The sequence below is a fragment of the Sphingomonas sp. Tas61C01 genome, from assembly GCF_052567495.1.
The window spans coordinates 2121663-2135809 of sequence record NZ_CP199583.1; the positions used below are offsets into that span (position 1 = coordinate 2121663).

At 69.0% G+C, this 14147-nt stretch carries 16 protein-coding genes and 1 tRNA gene; 5 read left to right on the top strand and 12 right to left on the bottom strand.

Annotated elements, in window-relative coordinates; translation table 11 throughout:
• Positions 1–72 precede the first annotated feature (72 nt).
• From ACT009_RS09845 to ACT009_RS09855, 3 genes are all read left to right on the top strand, one after another.
• Positions 73–1548 carry a UxaA family hydrolase gene (locus tag ACT009_RS09845; protein WP_445194056.1) on the top strand — a complete coding sequence of 492 codons (1476 nt, stop codon included), beginning with the start codon at positions 73–75 and terminating at the stop codon, positions 1546–1548.
• Positions 1545–2978: a mannitol dehydrogenase family protein gene (locus tag ACT009_RS09850; RefSeq protein WP_445190917.1), complete on the top strand. Its 1434-nt coding sequence runs from the start codon at positions 1545–1547 to the stop codon at positions 2976–2978. The genes ACT009_RS09845 and ACT009_RS09850 overlap by 4 nt, the downstream gene beginning before the upstream one ends.
• 69 nt (positions 2979–3047) lie before the next feature.
• The gene (locus tag ACT009_RS09855) at positions 3048–4331 is read left to right on the top strand and encodes an MFS transporter (protein ID WP_445190918.1); all 1284 of its coding nucleotides are present in this window, start codon (positions 3048–3050) and stop codon (positions 4329–4331) included.
• Positions 4332–4378: 47 nt separating this feature from the next.
• Here the strand turns inward: ACT009_RS09855 and ACT009_RS09860 are convergent, their stop codons facing one another.
• The 3 genes from ACT009_RS09860 to ACT009_RS09870 form a co-directional block, all read right to left on the bottom strand.
• Positions 4379–4639 (bottom strand): hypothetical protein, encoded by a 261-nt coding sequence (locus tag ACT009_RS09860; RefSeq protein ID WP_445190919.1) that lies wholly within the window; start codon positions 4637–4639, stop codon positions 4379–4381.
• Between the two features lie 59 nt (positions 4640–4698).
• A complete protein-coding gene (gene dapF / locus ACT009_RS09865) occupies positions 4699–5661 on the bottom strand; it encodes a diaminopimelate epimerase (protein ID WP_445194057.1) in 963 nt (320 codons plus the stop codon).
• 65 nt (positions 5662–5726) lie between these two features.
• On the bottom strand, positions 5727–6164 hold the full coding sequence (locus ACT009_RS09870; RefSeq protein ID WP_445190920.1) for a DUF6456 domain-containing protein: 438 nt from the start codon (positions 6162–6164) through the stop codon (positions 5727–5729).
• Between the two features lie 90 nt (positions 6165–6254).
• On the opposite strand from ACT009_RS09870, the gene ACT009_RS09875 reads away from it, so the two are divergent.
• A complete protein-coding gene (locus tag ACT009_RS09875; RefSeq protein ID WP_445190921.1) occupies positions 6255–6821 on the top strand; it encodes a helix-turn-helix domain-containing protein in 567 nt (188 codons plus the stop codon).
• A 13-nt stretch (positions 6822–6834) separates the two neighbouring features.
• Here ACT009_RS09875 and ACT009_RS09880 read toward each other — a convergent pair.
• The 8 genes from ACT009_RS09880 to ACT009_RS09915 all read right to left on the bottom strand — a co-directional run bounded on the left by ACT009_RS09880 (position 6835) and on the right by ACT009_RS09915 (position 11571).
• Positions 6835–6910 (bottom strand) — tRNA-Val (locus tag ACT009_RS09880).
• Between the two features lie 73 nt (positions 6911–6983).
• The gene (locus ACT009_RS09885) at positions 6984–7931 is read right to left on the bottom strand and encodes a hypothetical protein (RefSeq protein ID WP_445190922.1); all 948 of its coding nucleotides are present in this window, start codon (positions 7929–7931) and stop codon (positions 6984–6986) included.
• A 139-nt stretch (positions 7932–8070) separates the two neighbouring features.
• Positions 8071–9528 (bottom strand): NAD(P)(+) transhydrogenase (Re/Si-specific) subunit beta, encoded by a 1458-nt coding sequence (locus ACT009_RS09890; protein WP_445190923.1) that lies wholly within the window; start codon positions 9526–9528, stop codon positions 8071–8073.
• Between the two features lies 1 nt (position 9529).
• Positions 9530–9811 carry an NAD(P) transhydrogenase subunit alpha gene (locus ACT009_RS09895; RefSeq protein WP_445190924.1) on the bottom strand — a complete coding sequence of 94 codons (282 nt, stop codon included), beginning with the start codon at positions 9809–9811 and terminating at the stop codon, positions 9530–9532.
• Between the two features lie 9 nt (positions 9812–9820).
• Positions 9821–10036, bottom strand: coding sequence for a type II toxin-antitoxin system HicB family antitoxin (locus ACT009_RS09900; protein ID WP_445190925.1), 216 nt, complete (start codon positions 10034–10036; stop codon positions 9821–9823).
• Positions 10033–10281, bottom strand: a complete 249-nt coding sequence (locus tag ACT009_RS09905; RefSeq protein WP_445190926.1) for a type II toxin-antitoxin system HicA family toxin — start codon at positions 10279–10281, stop codon at positions 10033–10035. Before ACT009_RS09905 ends, ACT009_RS09900 begins: the two co-directional genes overlap by 4 nt.
• Before the next feature lie 26 nt (positions 10282–10307).
• On the bottom strand, positions 10308–11435 hold the full coding sequence (locus ACT009_RS09910) for an NAD(P) transhydrogenase subunit alpha (protein WP_445190927.1): 1128 nt from the start codon (positions 11433–11435) through the stop codon (positions 10308–10310).
• A gap of 7 nt (positions 11436–11442) precedes the next feature.
• Complete coding sequence (locus ACT009_RS09915; RefSeq protein ID WP_445190928.1) at positions 11443–11571, bottom strand: aa3-type cytochrome c oxidase subunit IV; 129 nt, start codon at positions 11569–11571, stop codon at positions 11443–11445.
• A gap of 152 nt (positions 11572–11723) precedes the next feature.
• Between ACT009_RS09915 and ACT009_RS09920 the strand changes: the two genes are divergently transcribed.
• Positions 11724–13136, top strand: a complete 1413-nt coding sequence (locus tag ACT009_RS09920) for a sigma-54-dependent transcriptional regulator (protein WP_445190929.1) — start codon at positions 11724–11726, stop codon at positions 13134–13136.
• A gap of 114 nt (positions 13137–13250) precedes the next feature.
• Here ACT009_RS09920 and ACT009_RS09925 read toward each other — a convergent pair whose 3' ends face one another.
• On the bottom strand, positions 13251–14135 hold the full coding sequence (locus ACT009_RS09925; RefSeq protein WP_445190930.1) for a bestrophin family protein: 885 nt from the start codon (positions 14133–14135) through the stop codon (positions 13251–13253).
• Positions 14136–14147: the final 12 nt, after the last annotated feature.

Sequence of the window (14147 nt, forward strand, 5' to 3'; positions counted from 1 at the left end):
GCTCCGCCCTCTACATCGCGCATGCAGCGCCAACGTGCCAGCGCTGGCGCGGATGGGAGAGCTTTCTTGGTGATGGCGGTGCAGGTCGATCCCGGTGACAGCGTCGCCACGCTGCTCGACGATGCGCGGGCGGGCGACCGGATCGAGGTCGGCGGACAGGCGGTGACGCTCACCGCCGACATCGGGCGCGGCCACAAGGTCGCGCTGGTGCCGGTCGCGGCGGGTGAGGCGGTGGTCAAATACGGCTTTCCGATCGGCGTCGCGCGGCAGCCGATCGCAATCGGCGAGCACGTTCATTCGCACAACGTCGCCACCGGCCTCGGCGGCACACTCGACTATCGCTACGAACCCGTCGCCACCGCACCCTGGATCACTGCTCGCGATCCCGCGACCTTTGGCGGGTATGTCCGAGGCGACGGCCGGGTCGGCACCCGCAACGAGATCTGGGTTCTACCGACCGTCGGTTGCGTCGCGCGCACCGCCGAACGGATCGCCGTGCGATCGGCGGAGGCGGTCGCCGGGCAGGTCGACGGCGTCCACGCCTTCGCACATCCGCATGGCTGTTCGCAGCTCGGCAACGATCTCGGCGGCACCCGTTCGATCCTGGCGTCGCTCGCCTGCCATCCCAATGCCGGCGGCGTGCTGATCATCGGGCTCGGCTGCGAGGAGAACCAGCTCGCCGCACTGATGGCGGAGATCCCCGCCTGGCGCCACGGCGCGATCCGCACGCTGGTGGCGCAGACCAGCGTCGACGAAGTCGCCGAGGGCTGCGCGCTGGTCGCCGAACTGGCCGAGCGGGCGGCGACGCCGCGCACCACCGTCGCGCTCGACAAGCTGGTGCTCGGGGTCAAGTGCGGCGGGTCGGACGGCCTGTCGGGGCTGACCGCCAACCCGCTGGTCGGCCGGATCGCGGACCGCATCGCGTCCGCAGGCGGGCGCGTCGTCGCCACCGAGATCCCCGAGATGTTCGGCGCCGAACGCACGCTGATGAACCGCGCCGCCGATGCCGACGTGTTCGACGCGATCGTCGGCGTGGTGAACGGCTTCAAGCAATATTTCATCGACCATGGCGAGCCGATCTCGGAGAACCCCTCCCCCGGCAATGTCGAGGGCGGCATCACCACGCTCGAGGAGAAGTCGCTCGGCGCGGTGCAGAAGGCGGGGCGGTCGCCGGTCGCCGACGTGATCGGCTATGGCCGCCGCGTGACGCAGGACGGGCTGACCATCCTCGAGGCGCCCGGCAACGACGCGGTGTCGTCGACCGCGCTCGCCGCGGCGGGCGCGACCGCGATCCTGTTCACCACCGGGCGCGGCACGCCGATGGGCTTCCCGGTGCCGACCGTGAAGATCGCGTCGAACAGCGATCTCGCCGCGCGCAAGCCCGGCTGGATCGATTTCGACGCCGGCGCGGTGCTGGTGGATGGTTTCGACAGGACCACCGATGCATTGCTCGCCCGGATTTGCGCGGTAGCGTCGGGCGAGGAGACCGCGGCAGAGCGCAACGGCGAGCGCGAGATCGCGATCTGGAAACGAGGAGTGACGTTGTGAAGCGATTGTCGGTCGATACGCTGGCGGACCTGCCCGCACCCATCGTCCGCGACCGGCCGGCGTCCGACGCGGTGGGGATCGTGCATTTCGGCCCCGGCGCGTTCCACCGCGCGCACCAGGCCGACTATATCGATCGCGTGCTCGCGCACGACCCGCGCTGGGGCATCGCCGCGGTGTCGCTGCGCACCCGCGGCACGATCGACGCGCTGGCCGCGCAGGACGGGCTCTACACGCTGGCGATCCGCGATGCGGTGTCGTCGATGCGGATCATCGCCGCGCACCGCCGCTTCCTGGGGCCGGAAGACGCCGCCGAGACCCACCGGCTGCTCGCGCATCCCGCGGTTCTGCTGGTGACCACGACGGTCACCGAAAAGGGATATTGCCTCGCCCCCGACGGCAGCCTCGATCTCGCCCATCCCGACATCGTCCACGATCTGGCGGATGCCGACGTGCCGCGCAGCGTCATCGGCTGGATCGTCGCCGGCCTCGCCGCGCGTCTTGACGCGGGCATCGCGCCGTTCGTGCCGATGCCGTGCGACAACCTCGCCAATAACGGCGTCAAGCTCCACGCCGCGCTGATCGCCTTCGCCGCCGCGCGCGACCAGGCGCTGGCCGACTGGATCGCCGCCGAGGTGCGGGTGCCCTCGACGATGGTCGATTCGATCACCCCCGCCTCCGACGACGGGCTCTACGCCGACGTCGCGGCGACGCTCGGCGTCGAGGATCGCGCCGCGGTCCAGCGCGAGACCTTCGCGCAATGGGTGATCGAGGATATCGGCCGTCCGCTCGGCCCCGATCTCGCCGCCGCGGGCGCCATCGTCACCGACGACGTCGCCGGCTATGAAAAGGCCAAGCTCCGCATTCTCAACGGCGCACATTCGACGCTCGCCTATGCCGGGCTGCTGCGCGGCCATGCGAGCGTCGCAGCGGCGATGCGCGACGCCGCGCTGGCGGGCTTCGTCGACGCGATGATCCGCCGCGACATCATCCCGATGCTGCCCGCCACCCGCGGGCTCGATCTCGACCTTTATCGCGCCGCGGTGCTCGATCGGTTCCGTAACCCAGCGATCGTCCACCGGCTCGATCAGATCGCGCAGGACGGATCGCAGAAGCTGCCCTACCGGCTCGGCGACACGCTGCTCGCCAATCGGGCGGTCGGGCGCATCCCCGGCCATGTCGTCGCCGCGCTCGGCTGTTGGGTCGCGTTCATCATGCGCCAGTCGCGGGCGGGCACCCCGATCGTCGATCCCGCACACGACTTGGCAACGCTTGCGGGCGACGGCAGCGCGGCGGACGTGGTCGACCGGCTGGTCGCCGCCGATATCGGCATGCCGCGCGCAGTCGCGGACGACCCGGCGCTGCTCGCCGCGGTCAAGACCGCTGCCGCCGCCGCCGAACGCGGCGACTGGAACATCCTGCTGATCGGCTGACCGATCGCGGCCCACCCGGCCGCCGAGACGAACGACGCCCGATCATGGGCGCGACATGGAGAGGGTCCGATGGCGACGAGGGAGGTGCCGGCGGTTGCCGGCGCGGCGGAACGGGTCGGGCGCTATCGCTGGGCGATCTGCGCGCTGCTGTTCGTGGCCACCGCGATCAACTATGTCGATCGGCAGATGATCGGCGTGCTCAAGCCGACCATCTCCGCCGAACTCGGCTGGGACGACCTGACCTATGCCGACGTCATCTTCTGGTTTCAGGCCGCCTATGCGATCGGTTATCTGAGCTTCGGCAAGCTCGTCGACATGCTCGGCGCCCGGATCGGCTATTCGATCGCCTTCGTGATCTGGACGCTCGGCCACACGCTGTGTGGCTTCGCCGGCAGCGCGTTCCAATTTTCGGCGGCACGCTTCGTCCTCGGCGTCGGCGAGGCGGGCAACTTCCCCGCTGGGTTGAAGGCGGTCTCCGACTGGTTCCCGGCCCGCGAGCGTGCCTTCGCCACGGGCGTGTTCAACGCCGGCGCCAATATCGGCGCGATCGTCACCCCGCTGATCGTTCCGATCATCACCCTCGCCTTCGGCTGGCGGATGGCGTTCGTGATCACCGGCGCGGTCAGCCTGATCTGGCTGGTGGCGTGGATCGCGATCTACCGCCGCCCGCGCGAACAGCCGCGGCTCGGCGCCGCCGAACTCGCCTTCATCGAAAGCGACCCCGCCGATCCGGTGGGGAAGATCGGCTGGCTGACGTTGCTCGGCTATCGCGAGACCTGGGCCTATGCGCTCGGCAAGTTCCTGATCGACCCGATCTGGTGGCTCTTCCTGTTCTGGACCCCCGATTTCCTCGCCAAGACCTACGGCCTCGACCTCAAGAGCTTCGGTCCGCCGCTCGTCGTCATCTACCTGATCTCCGATGTCGGCAGCGTCGCCGGCGGCTGGTCATCGTCGCGACTGATGAAGCGCGGCTATTCCGCCAATGTCGCGCGCAAGGTGACGATGCTCGCCTGCGCGATCCTGGTCATGCCGATCTTCTTCGCGCAATATGTCGACCATCTCTGGCTCGCGGTGCTGATCGTCGGGCTCGCGGGGGCGGCGCACCAAGGCTTCTCCGCCAATCTCTACACGATCCCGTCGGACATGTTCCCGCGCGCCGCGATCGGATCGGTGGTCGGCATCGGCGGCACGCTCGGCGCGATCGGCGGCATGGTAATGGCGAAGTTCACCGGCTACGTGCTGCAGACCACCGGCAGCTACACGCTGATCTTCGCGGTGGCCGGCAGCGTGTACCTGATCGCGGTGGCGGTGGTGCACCTGCTGAGCCCGCGACTGGCGAGAGTGGATGCTTGATCTGGACAACGCCTGCGAAGGCGGAGGTGACGCCAGAAGCGTTCGCCTTATCCCCCAAGCAACGTGATCACCCGCGCCCGCAACGATCGCACCGGTGGCGCGACCGCCACCGGAACGGGGACCGTCGCCTTGGCGCACGGCTCGTATGGAACCCGCGACAGGTTGATCATCAGCGCGGTCACCTCCGCGCTCAGCGTTTCGTGATTGTCGGCATCGTAGGTGGATCGCAGCACCCGGCCGACAGGAAAGAGCGCGTCGCTCTGCCGTCGCTTCAGTCGCTCGTCGTCAGCATCGTACGGGTCGTTCATAACCACCTGCCTCGCCCGTTCAACGAACAGCGGCGCGGCGGGTTCATCGCCATATCGATTTATGTGGGATATTCGGTGGTTGTCGACAGCGCCGCGACCGCAGCTGCCCAGGCCGCGACCTCGTCGTCCGCGCGCTCGTCGATCGTCAGGTCGGTCGCGACCGCGGAGTCGAGATCGACCGTTACCGCGCCGCGCCACTCGACCGTCGCATTGCCCATCAGCGTCACCATCCCGTCCGCCGACGCGCTCGCTCGGACCAGGCCGCCGCGGTTGAACACCATCGTGTCGCGGCCGAACGGCACCCGACCGGTGATCCCGGCGGCGTAGATCGACGCGCCCATCGCGCTGCCGCAACTGTCCGTCAGCCCGACCCCGCGCTCGAAGGTGCGCACGAACAGATCGTCGCCACGCCGTTCGACGAAGCTGACATTGGCACGGTTCGGCAGCCAGTCGGGCGCCGCCTCGCACACCGCCCCGACCGCGCCCAATTCGGCATCGTCGATCGCGTCGACGAAGCACACCAGATGCGGGTTCGGCATCGCTACCGCGGTGTACCGCCGAACGCCGGGCAGCGCCGCGATCGGCGCATCGACGATCCTCGTAGTTGCCCCGTGAAGCGGCCAGGCGGCGGCATCGAGCGAGGCCGGTCCCGCGGTCTCGCGTACCGTGTAGACCGCCGGCGCGAGATCGCCGACATGCTCGACCGTCGCGACCGAGGTCTTCAACGCGACGTCGCCGCGCTCCACCCCGAGTGCCGCGAACCCCAGCCGCGCCACGCAGCGCAGGCCATTGAGGCAGGTTTCCGCCTCCGACCCATCCGAATTGAACATCCGCATCGCGAACGCGGTGCCCTCGCGGCCCTCACCCAGCAGCAGCAGGCCATCGCCGCCGATCGGCCCCGCCCGATCCGCCAGCGCGCGCGCCACCGCCGCCCATGCCGTATCGTCGAGTACGATCGCGCGTGCGTCGATCATCGGGAAATCATTGCCCGATCCGTGGCACTTGACGACATCGAAGCGCATCGTCGACGCCGCTTGCCGCGCGCTCATCTGAAATCCTTGGTCATGCGCGCGCGGCCTACACCGTCTCACCGCGCAAGGCGATAATGGTCCGCGAGCCGATCGAGCGCGAGCGTCAGCACCAGCCGGCCGCTGCGGGACGGCCAGCCCAGCGCCTTCTCCGCCACCGGCAGCGCCTCGCCCGCACAAACCACCCGCCACAGGATGTCGCCCAGCCCCGCGCCCGCCGTCGCGATCGCGGCATCGAAGCGGCGCTTCGCCGCGATCCGCGCCAACCCCGCATCCGCCGCATCGCCCCCACCACCGCCGTCGACCCGCGCCTCCCACCGCATCGTCACCGCAGCGCCGAGCGCGGCGCGCTCGTGATCGCGGCGCAGCGCCTCGCCCGCATCGAACTGCCGCGCATCGACCAGCCCGCGCGCGCGCAGCCAGCCGAGCGGCGACTCAGCCAGGTTCACCGTGACCCGGCGCCCGCAACTCATCGTCCGCTCGACCAATTCCTGCATCGTCGCCTCCCGCTCGGTTCCGCGCGAAGGCTTGCCACAGCGTCACCATTGTAGGACAGCGTGCAAACCCATTTGGTTGGAGCCTCCACCATGATCACCGCCATCCGCGATGTCCGCCGCAGCCGTGGCCTCACCCTCGACGAGGTCGCGCGCCGCTGCGATCCGCCGACGACCGCGCAGACGATCGGCCGGCTCGAGACCGGCACCCGCACCGTCTCGGTCGGCTGGCTCAACCGCATCGCCGCCGCGCTGGAGGTGGATGCCGCGGATCTGGTGACCTTGCCCGATCGCGCGGTGCTGCCGGTCGCCGCGCAGCTCGACGCCAGCGGCGCCCACGCGCTCCGCCGCCCTGCAACCGTGCTGCCCCCCTCGGTCGGCAGCGGTCAGGTCGCGGTCACCGTCACCGCGGGGGTCGGCGACTATCGCACCGGCGACGAGATCTGGTGCCAGCCCTTGACCCCCGACGCATTCGGCACCGCGTTGAACCGCGACGTGCTGGTGCCGCGCCCCGCCGGCCGCTTCCTGTTCGGCCGGCTGATCGGGCGCGAACCCGGCGGCAAGCTCCACCTGCTGCCGCTGCAACCCGGCAGCCGCCAGCAGGTCGTCACCTCGCCTCCCTGGATCGCGCAGGCGATCCGGCTGGTGCGGAGCTTGTGAGAAGGCGGGAGGATGGTGGGCGCTGACGGGTTCGAACCGCCGACCTACTCGGTGTAAACGAGCCGCTCTACCAGCTGAGCTAAGCGCCCGGGATCGTCCGGTGACGACGGCGATGCCAAAATGGACGCCGGCCCGCAAGCCCTTGGTCGGCGCTCAATCCGATCAGGCAATCGCCAGCTGCGCGCGCCGGGCCGCCGCGACGTAGCTGCGCATCGCCTGGCTCGCGCGCGGCGACAGCGCCATGAACGCGCGGCGGCGGTCCTGCGGATCGGGCTGGCGCACGAACAGCTCCGCCTCGGTCATCTTGCTGATCCACCTCAGCGCGGTCGTCGGCGCCACCGCGGCAGCGATGCACAGGCTCGACACCGACACCCGGCCATGTTCGAGCTCCGCCGCGAACAGATCGAGCAGCATGTCCCAAGCGGGATCCTCGAACAGCCCCCCGCCGAAGAACTGCTCGCGCAGGCGCCGCGCCCGAATCGCGCGGCGAATCTCCTGCGCGTCGATCGGCTCGTCGGGCGTGGGGACGGTGACCGCGGGGCCGGCATCGTAGCTGCGGCGGCGGTCCTCCACCTCGGGCGGCTCGTCGCGGGTCAGCCGCGCGAGGATCTCGGCGATCCGCGCCACTTCCTGATTGAGCCGCTGCAGCCGCGCCGCCTCGCTCTCGCGCCACGAATCCTCCAGCCGCGGCGCGCTCGACAGCTTCGCCGCCACCGCGATCGCGGCGACCCGCTCGGCCATCGTCGGCGCGCAGAGCAATTGCACCTGCCGGCCGAGCAGATGCGCCGCGACCATGTCGATTTGGTGATCCGAGAACGCGACGATAACCGGCAGGTCGAGCGCCGAGGCATAGGCATCGATCCGCGGCAGCGCGGTATCGAGCACCACATCGTCGATCCCCTCGGCCTCGACCACGATGATCCCCGCGGTCGCGCCGCCGCCGGCCAGCGCCTCCGCCATCGACGCCCAGTCGATCTGCGCGACGACCCGGCCGCCGATCATCTCGATCGCCGCCGATGCCTCCCCGCACAGCGCGGGCCTGCCGATCACGATCGCGGTGCAGCGATCGATCCGCGCATAATCCGCGGCGTCCCCCTCGCCCTCACCCATGTCCAATCTTCCCCATTATCGGGCGCACGATACGCGTGGCCATGACCCGGCCACGGCCATTCACCTCCGAAACCGCGCTTTCACCCGGCGATGGTGAAGCACGCCGCGGGAGATTGGTCCATAACGGAGAAGATCGCGCTCAGCCGAGCGCCTTGACGATGTCTTCGACCATCTTCTTGGCGTCGGCGAGCAGCATCATCGTGTTGTCCATGTAGAACACGTCGTTGTCGACGCCGGCATAGCCGACCCCGCCCATCGATCGCTTGATGAACAGCACGGTCTTCGCCTTCTCGACGTCGAGGATCGGCATGCCGTAGATCGGCGAGGTCTTGTCGGTCTTCGCCGCCGGATTGGTGACGTCGTTGGCGCCGATCACGAAGGCGACATCGGTCTGCGCGAATTCGGAGTTGATGTCCTCCAGCTCAAACACCTCGTCATAGGGCACGTTGGCCTCGGCGAGCAGAACGTTCATGTGCCCGGGCATCCGTCCCGCCACGGGGTGGATCGCATATCTGACGCGCACGCCCTCGGCCTTCAGCTTGTCGCCCATCTCGCGGAGCACGTGCTGCGCCTGCGCCACCGCCATGCCGTAGCCTGGGACGATCACCACCTGCTCGGCCTGGCTCATCAGGAACGCCGCGTCCTCGGCCGATCCGCGCTTCCACGGCCGCTGCTCCTTGGCGTCGCCGCCCCCGCTGCTCGCCTCGGCGCCGAAGCCGCCCGCGATCACGCTGATGAAGCTGCGGTTCATTGCGCGGCACATAATGTAGGACAGGATCGCGCCCGACGATCCGACCAGCGCGCCGGTGATGATCATCGCGCTGTTGTGCAGCGTGAACCCCATCGCCGCCGCCGCCCAGCCCGAATAGCTGTTCAGCATCGACACCACGACCGGCATGTCTGCGCCGCCGATCGGGATGATCAGCAGGAAGCCGATCGCGAAGCTGAGGCCGAGGATCGTCCAGAACACCACCGGCGCCTGATCCTGCGTGAAATAGCCGATCAGCCCCAGGATGCCGGCGAGCACTGCCAGGTTGATGACGTGCCGCCCCGGCAGCATGATCGGCTTGCCGCCCATGTTGCCGTTGAGCTTCAGGAACGCGATGATCGATCCGGAAAAGGTGATCGCACCGATCGCGACGCCGAGCCCAAGCTCGATCCGGCTCGCGGGGTGGATGATCGCGACCGGCTGGCCGATCATCGGCACCATCAGCGTCGCGATCCCGAACGCCTCGGGATTGAGGTACGCCGCGCACCCGACCAGCACCGCCGCCAGCCCGACCAGGCTGTGGAAGCCCGCGACCAGCTGCGGCATGTCGGTCATCGCTATCTTGCGCGCGATCACGAAGCCGATCGCGCCGCCGATCGCGATCGCGGCGACGATCTCGGGCAGGCTCGCGATCTCGTGGGTGATCAGCGTCGTGACCACCGCGATGGTCATGCCGATCATGCCGAAGCGGTTGCCGCGCTGGCTCGACACCGGGCTCGAAAGCCCACGCAGCGCCAGAATGAAGCACACCCCCGCGACGAGGTAGGCCAGCGCCACCCACGGGCTCGCGGCTATGCTGCCGACCGCGTTGTGCGCCGTCTCGTCCATCTCAGCGCACCTTCTTCTTGTACATCGCCAGCATCCGCGCGGTCACCGCGAAGCCCCCGAAGATGTTGACGCTCGCCAGCACCACCGCGAGCAGCCCCAGCCACTTCGCGACCGGCGATCCCGCCGCCGCCGACGCGATCAACGCACCGACGATGATCACACTGGAGATCGCGTTGGTCACCGCCATCAACGGCGTGTGCAACGCCGGGGTGACCGACCACACCACGAAATAACCGACGAAACACGCCAGCACGAAGATCGACAGGATCGCGATGAAGTCCATGGTTGCTCCTCAGGCCGCGGCGCGGCGGGGTTGCGGTACGGCTCGGCCCATCTCCTGCGCCGCCTCGATCCAGCAGGCGATCGCGTCGTAGATGTTGTCCAGCGCTTCCTGTGGCGTCTCGCCATCCGACCGGCAGCCCGGCAGTTCGGGTGCGACCGCGCTGAACCCGCCGCCGTCCTCCGGCGACAGGGGTAGGATGTCGACTTCGAAATCTTGCGGGTTCAAGGCGTTCCTCCGTTCGCGCGATCGATGAACTGCACCAGAGCTCGGATGTACACAGGTTTGATCGGGCGATGGGCTGGTATCGTCAGTATCTCGATCAGATCCGGATGCTTCACCTTGTAGTGTGAGCCAGCGCGCGGCGGGGTGCAAGCCACGCCCGCCGCCTCGCACGCTGCCACGACGTCGGCGATCCGCCAGTCGCGAGGATTGGCGCGCATCCGCTCGAGAAGCTTTTCGGCGCGCGACACCCTGTGCGATCAAGCCGTCGGTATCGTCACGACAGCAGCCTCGCGTTTACCACCTTGCCGCCTTGGGTCAGGCGCACGCCCTGGACGATCTCGTCGTCGTCCGGGAAGACCGGCTTGCCCGCCTCCTTGTCCCAGAACGCGTTGAGGAAATTGTACAGGTTGCGCGAAAACAGCGCCGACGCGTCTGCGGCCAGCCGGCTCGGCACGTTGCGGTGACCGACGATCTTCACCCCGTGCACCGTCGCGACCTCGCCCGCTACCGCGCCCTCGACATTGCCGCCCTGTTCGACCGCGAGGTCGACGATCACGCTGCCGGGTTTCATCGTCGCGATCTGCGCGGCGCTGATCAGCCGCGGCGCTGGCCGGCCGGGGATCAGCGCGGTGGTGATGACGATGTCCTGCTTGGCGATGTGCGCGGACACCAGCTCCGCCTGCGCAGCCTGGTATTCGGGGCTCATCTCGCCCGCATATCCGCCCGATCCCTCGCCCTCGATCCCCGCCACGTTCTCCACGAAGATCGGCTTGGCGCCCAGCGACTGGATCTGTTCGCGGGTCGCGCTGCGCACGTCGGTAGCCGATACCTGCGCACCGAGCCGCCGCGCGGTCGCGATCGCCTGCAGGCCCGCGACGCCGACGCCCATCACGAACACCTTGGCCGCGCTGACGGTGCCCGCCGCGGTCATCATCATCGGAAACGCCCGGCCATATTCCGCGGCAGCATCGAGCACCGCCTTGTAGCCCGCGAGGTTCGACTGCGACGACAGGATGTCCATCGACTGCGCACGCGTGATCCGCGGCATCAGCTCCATCGCCAGCGCCTCGAACCCCGCCGCGGCATAAACGTCGACCCGCGCACGCTCCCCGAACGGGTTGAGCCCCGCCACGATCCACGCACCCGGCGCACTGCCGCCGAGCGATTGCGGATCGGGGCCCTGCACCCCGAGAATCAGCGCCGCCCCCGCCAGCGTCCCGGCGCGGTCGCCGATCTCGGCGCCCGCCTCGGCATAGGCGGCGTCGGCTATGGACGCGCCATCACCCGCCCCCGCCTCCAGCGCCACCGTCGCCCCCAGGGCGACGAACTTGCGGACGGTTTCGGGCGTCGCGGCCACCCGCCGCTCGCCGTCGATCTGCTCCCTCAGGACGGCGATCTTCACCGCGCGGTTACGAGATGAGCCAGATGACGAAGAACGCGATCAGGACGCAGGCGAGCGTGCCCCACTTCATCATCCCCATGACACTGCCATAGGTCGCCTCGTGCGCATTCATGTTGCCGTCACCAGCCATCGTCATACCCTCGTCCATTCGCCGTTCGCCCGAAGCATATCGGTGCGGATCGGCTCCCTCAAGCCCGCTCGACCCCGTTCGCTAGCGTTCGCCACCCTTAAGGCCGCTTTTACCCACGCTCGGTATGGATGCCTCCACGGAATTGGATTGGAACACAGATGACGCGCAACGGCCAGCGCCTTCTCCTGCTGATCGACGAAGAGCCGGCCCAGCGCCGACTCGTGGCGGCGCTTGCGGCGCGCGGCGGCTGGCGGTCGATCTTCGCCGCGGATGCCGAGATGGCGATCGCGACGCTCGGCACGCAGGACGGCATGCAGCTCGATGCGATCCTGCTCGATCATTCGTCGCCGGATACCGATGCGGTGCCGCTGATCGCCGAACTGCGCGCGCGCCGCCCGGCGCTGCCGATCCTGATGTTCACCGCCAATGGCTCGGTCGCGCACGCGGTGTCGGCGATGCGCGCCGGCGCCACCGATTTCCTGGTCAAGCCGCTCGCCCCCGAACGCCTGCTGGCGTCGCTGGAGGCGGTGATCGCGGGCACTGCGGCGGGCGAGCTCCGCCCCTTGACTGAGAAGATCCCCGCACTGCTCGCATTCGACGAGATCGTCGGCTCCTCGCCCGATTTCCGCGCCGCGCTGGCGATCGCGGCGAAGGCGGCGCGTGCTCGCGTCCCCGTGCTGCTCGAAGGCGAGAGCGGCGTCGGCAAGGAAGTCGTCGCGGAGGCGGTGCACGCCGCCAGCCCGCGCGGCAAGAAGCCGATGGTCACGCTCAATTGCGGCGCGATCCCCGCCAACCTCGTCGAAAGCGAGCTGTTCGGGCACGAAAAGGGCGCCTTCACCGGCGCGTTCGAACGCAAGATCGGCAAGTTCCAGGAAGCCGACGGCAGCACCATCTTCCTCGACGAGATCGGCGAGATGCCGCTCGAGGCGCAGGTCAAATTGCTCCGCGTCCTGCAAAGCGGCGAGATCCAGCCGATCGGCGCGCGGCACGCCCGCGAAGTCGATGTCCGCGTCATCGCCGCGACCAACAAGCGGCTGCTCGACGAGGTCGAGGCCGGGCGCTTCCGCGAGGACCTCTATTATCGCCTCAACGTCGTCCAGGTCACGATCCCGCCGTTGCGCGAACGTACCGGAGACGTCCCCGCGCTCGCCCGCCACCTGCTAGCGCGGATCGCGCAGCAGCCGGGGCTCCGCCCGCTCGGGATCACCGACGACGCGCTCGCGCTGCTCGTCGAATACGACTGGCCCGGCAATGTCCGCCAGCTCCAGAACGCGCTCTTCCGCGCCGCAGTGCTGTGCGAAGGCGCGGCGCTGACCCGCGCCGATTTCCCGCAGATCGCCGCGCTCGGCCATCGTCGCCAGGGCAATGCCGCCAGCACCAATGGCGGCGGGGTCACCCTCTTCCGTCCCGACGGCAACCTGCGCCCGCTGGAAGACATCGAAGCCGACGTCATCCGCCTCGCGATCGGCCATTACCGCGGCCGCATGACCGAAGTCGCCCGCCGACTCGGCATCGGTCGCTCGACGCTCTACCGCAAGCTCGGCGAGCTGGGGATCGACAACGCGGCGTGAGCTGCCGCCGCTTGTGCTCCCGCGAAGGCGGGAGCCCAGTACTGGGTCCCCGCCTTCGCGGGGACACAAGGAGGGGAAGACCGCGCCGACTGCTCCCGCTCCAACATAACCCTGCTACCACAACACGCCGCGCTCCGGCGTCACCGGCGGCGGCGCGGGATCGCCCAGCGCCTGGAGCAGGTCGATCTCGATCGTCCGGCACATCGCGGTCAACGGCACGTCGTGCACCGTGTTCGCGAACGGATCGACCAAATCCTCGCCGATCGCCAGCACCGCCAGGAACATCAGCCCCGCCACCGTGGAGCCGAGCGGTGTGGCGAACCCTAGCGTCTCGACGAGACCGATCGGCAGCAGCACGCAGAACATGTGCGTGAACAAGGTGGGGAAGAAGCGATACTGGTTCGGCAGCGGGGTGTTCTTCAGCCGCTCCATCCCGCCTTGCGCATTGGTGATGTCGACCAGCGTCTGCTCGATCGACGCCTGCTGGATGGTGTCGATCCAGCTTTGCGCGCGGGCGTGGTCGACCCGCCGCCCGGTGCCGTCGAGAATGCCGTTGGCGACGTTGGTCCGCGCCAGCGCCGGCGCCGCCTCGTCGGGCGACAGGAAGCGGTTGACCTCGTCGGTGGTATCCTGCCGTCGCAACTGGCAGCGCAAAACGTTCACGTAGGTGATCTGGCGAAGGATGATCGCGCGCTGCAGGTCGCGCGCGGCCTCGTCGGGCAGATAGCTTCGTGTCGCCCGCGCCAGGCTGCGCGACGCATTGATCATCGCCCCCCACAGCACGCGGCCTTCCCACCAGCGCTGATACGCCGACGTCGCGCGAAAGCCGAGGAACAGCGCGAGCGCCGAGCCGAACAGCGTCAGCGGCAGCGTCGGCGCCTTGAACGGCAGGACGTAATAAGTGATCGTCACCACGACGTCCCAGACGAACAGCGCGGTCAACGGTCGCCACACCTCGGCGGCGATCCGCCGGTAGCGTGGCACGGCATCGACGATCATGCGTCGGCTCTC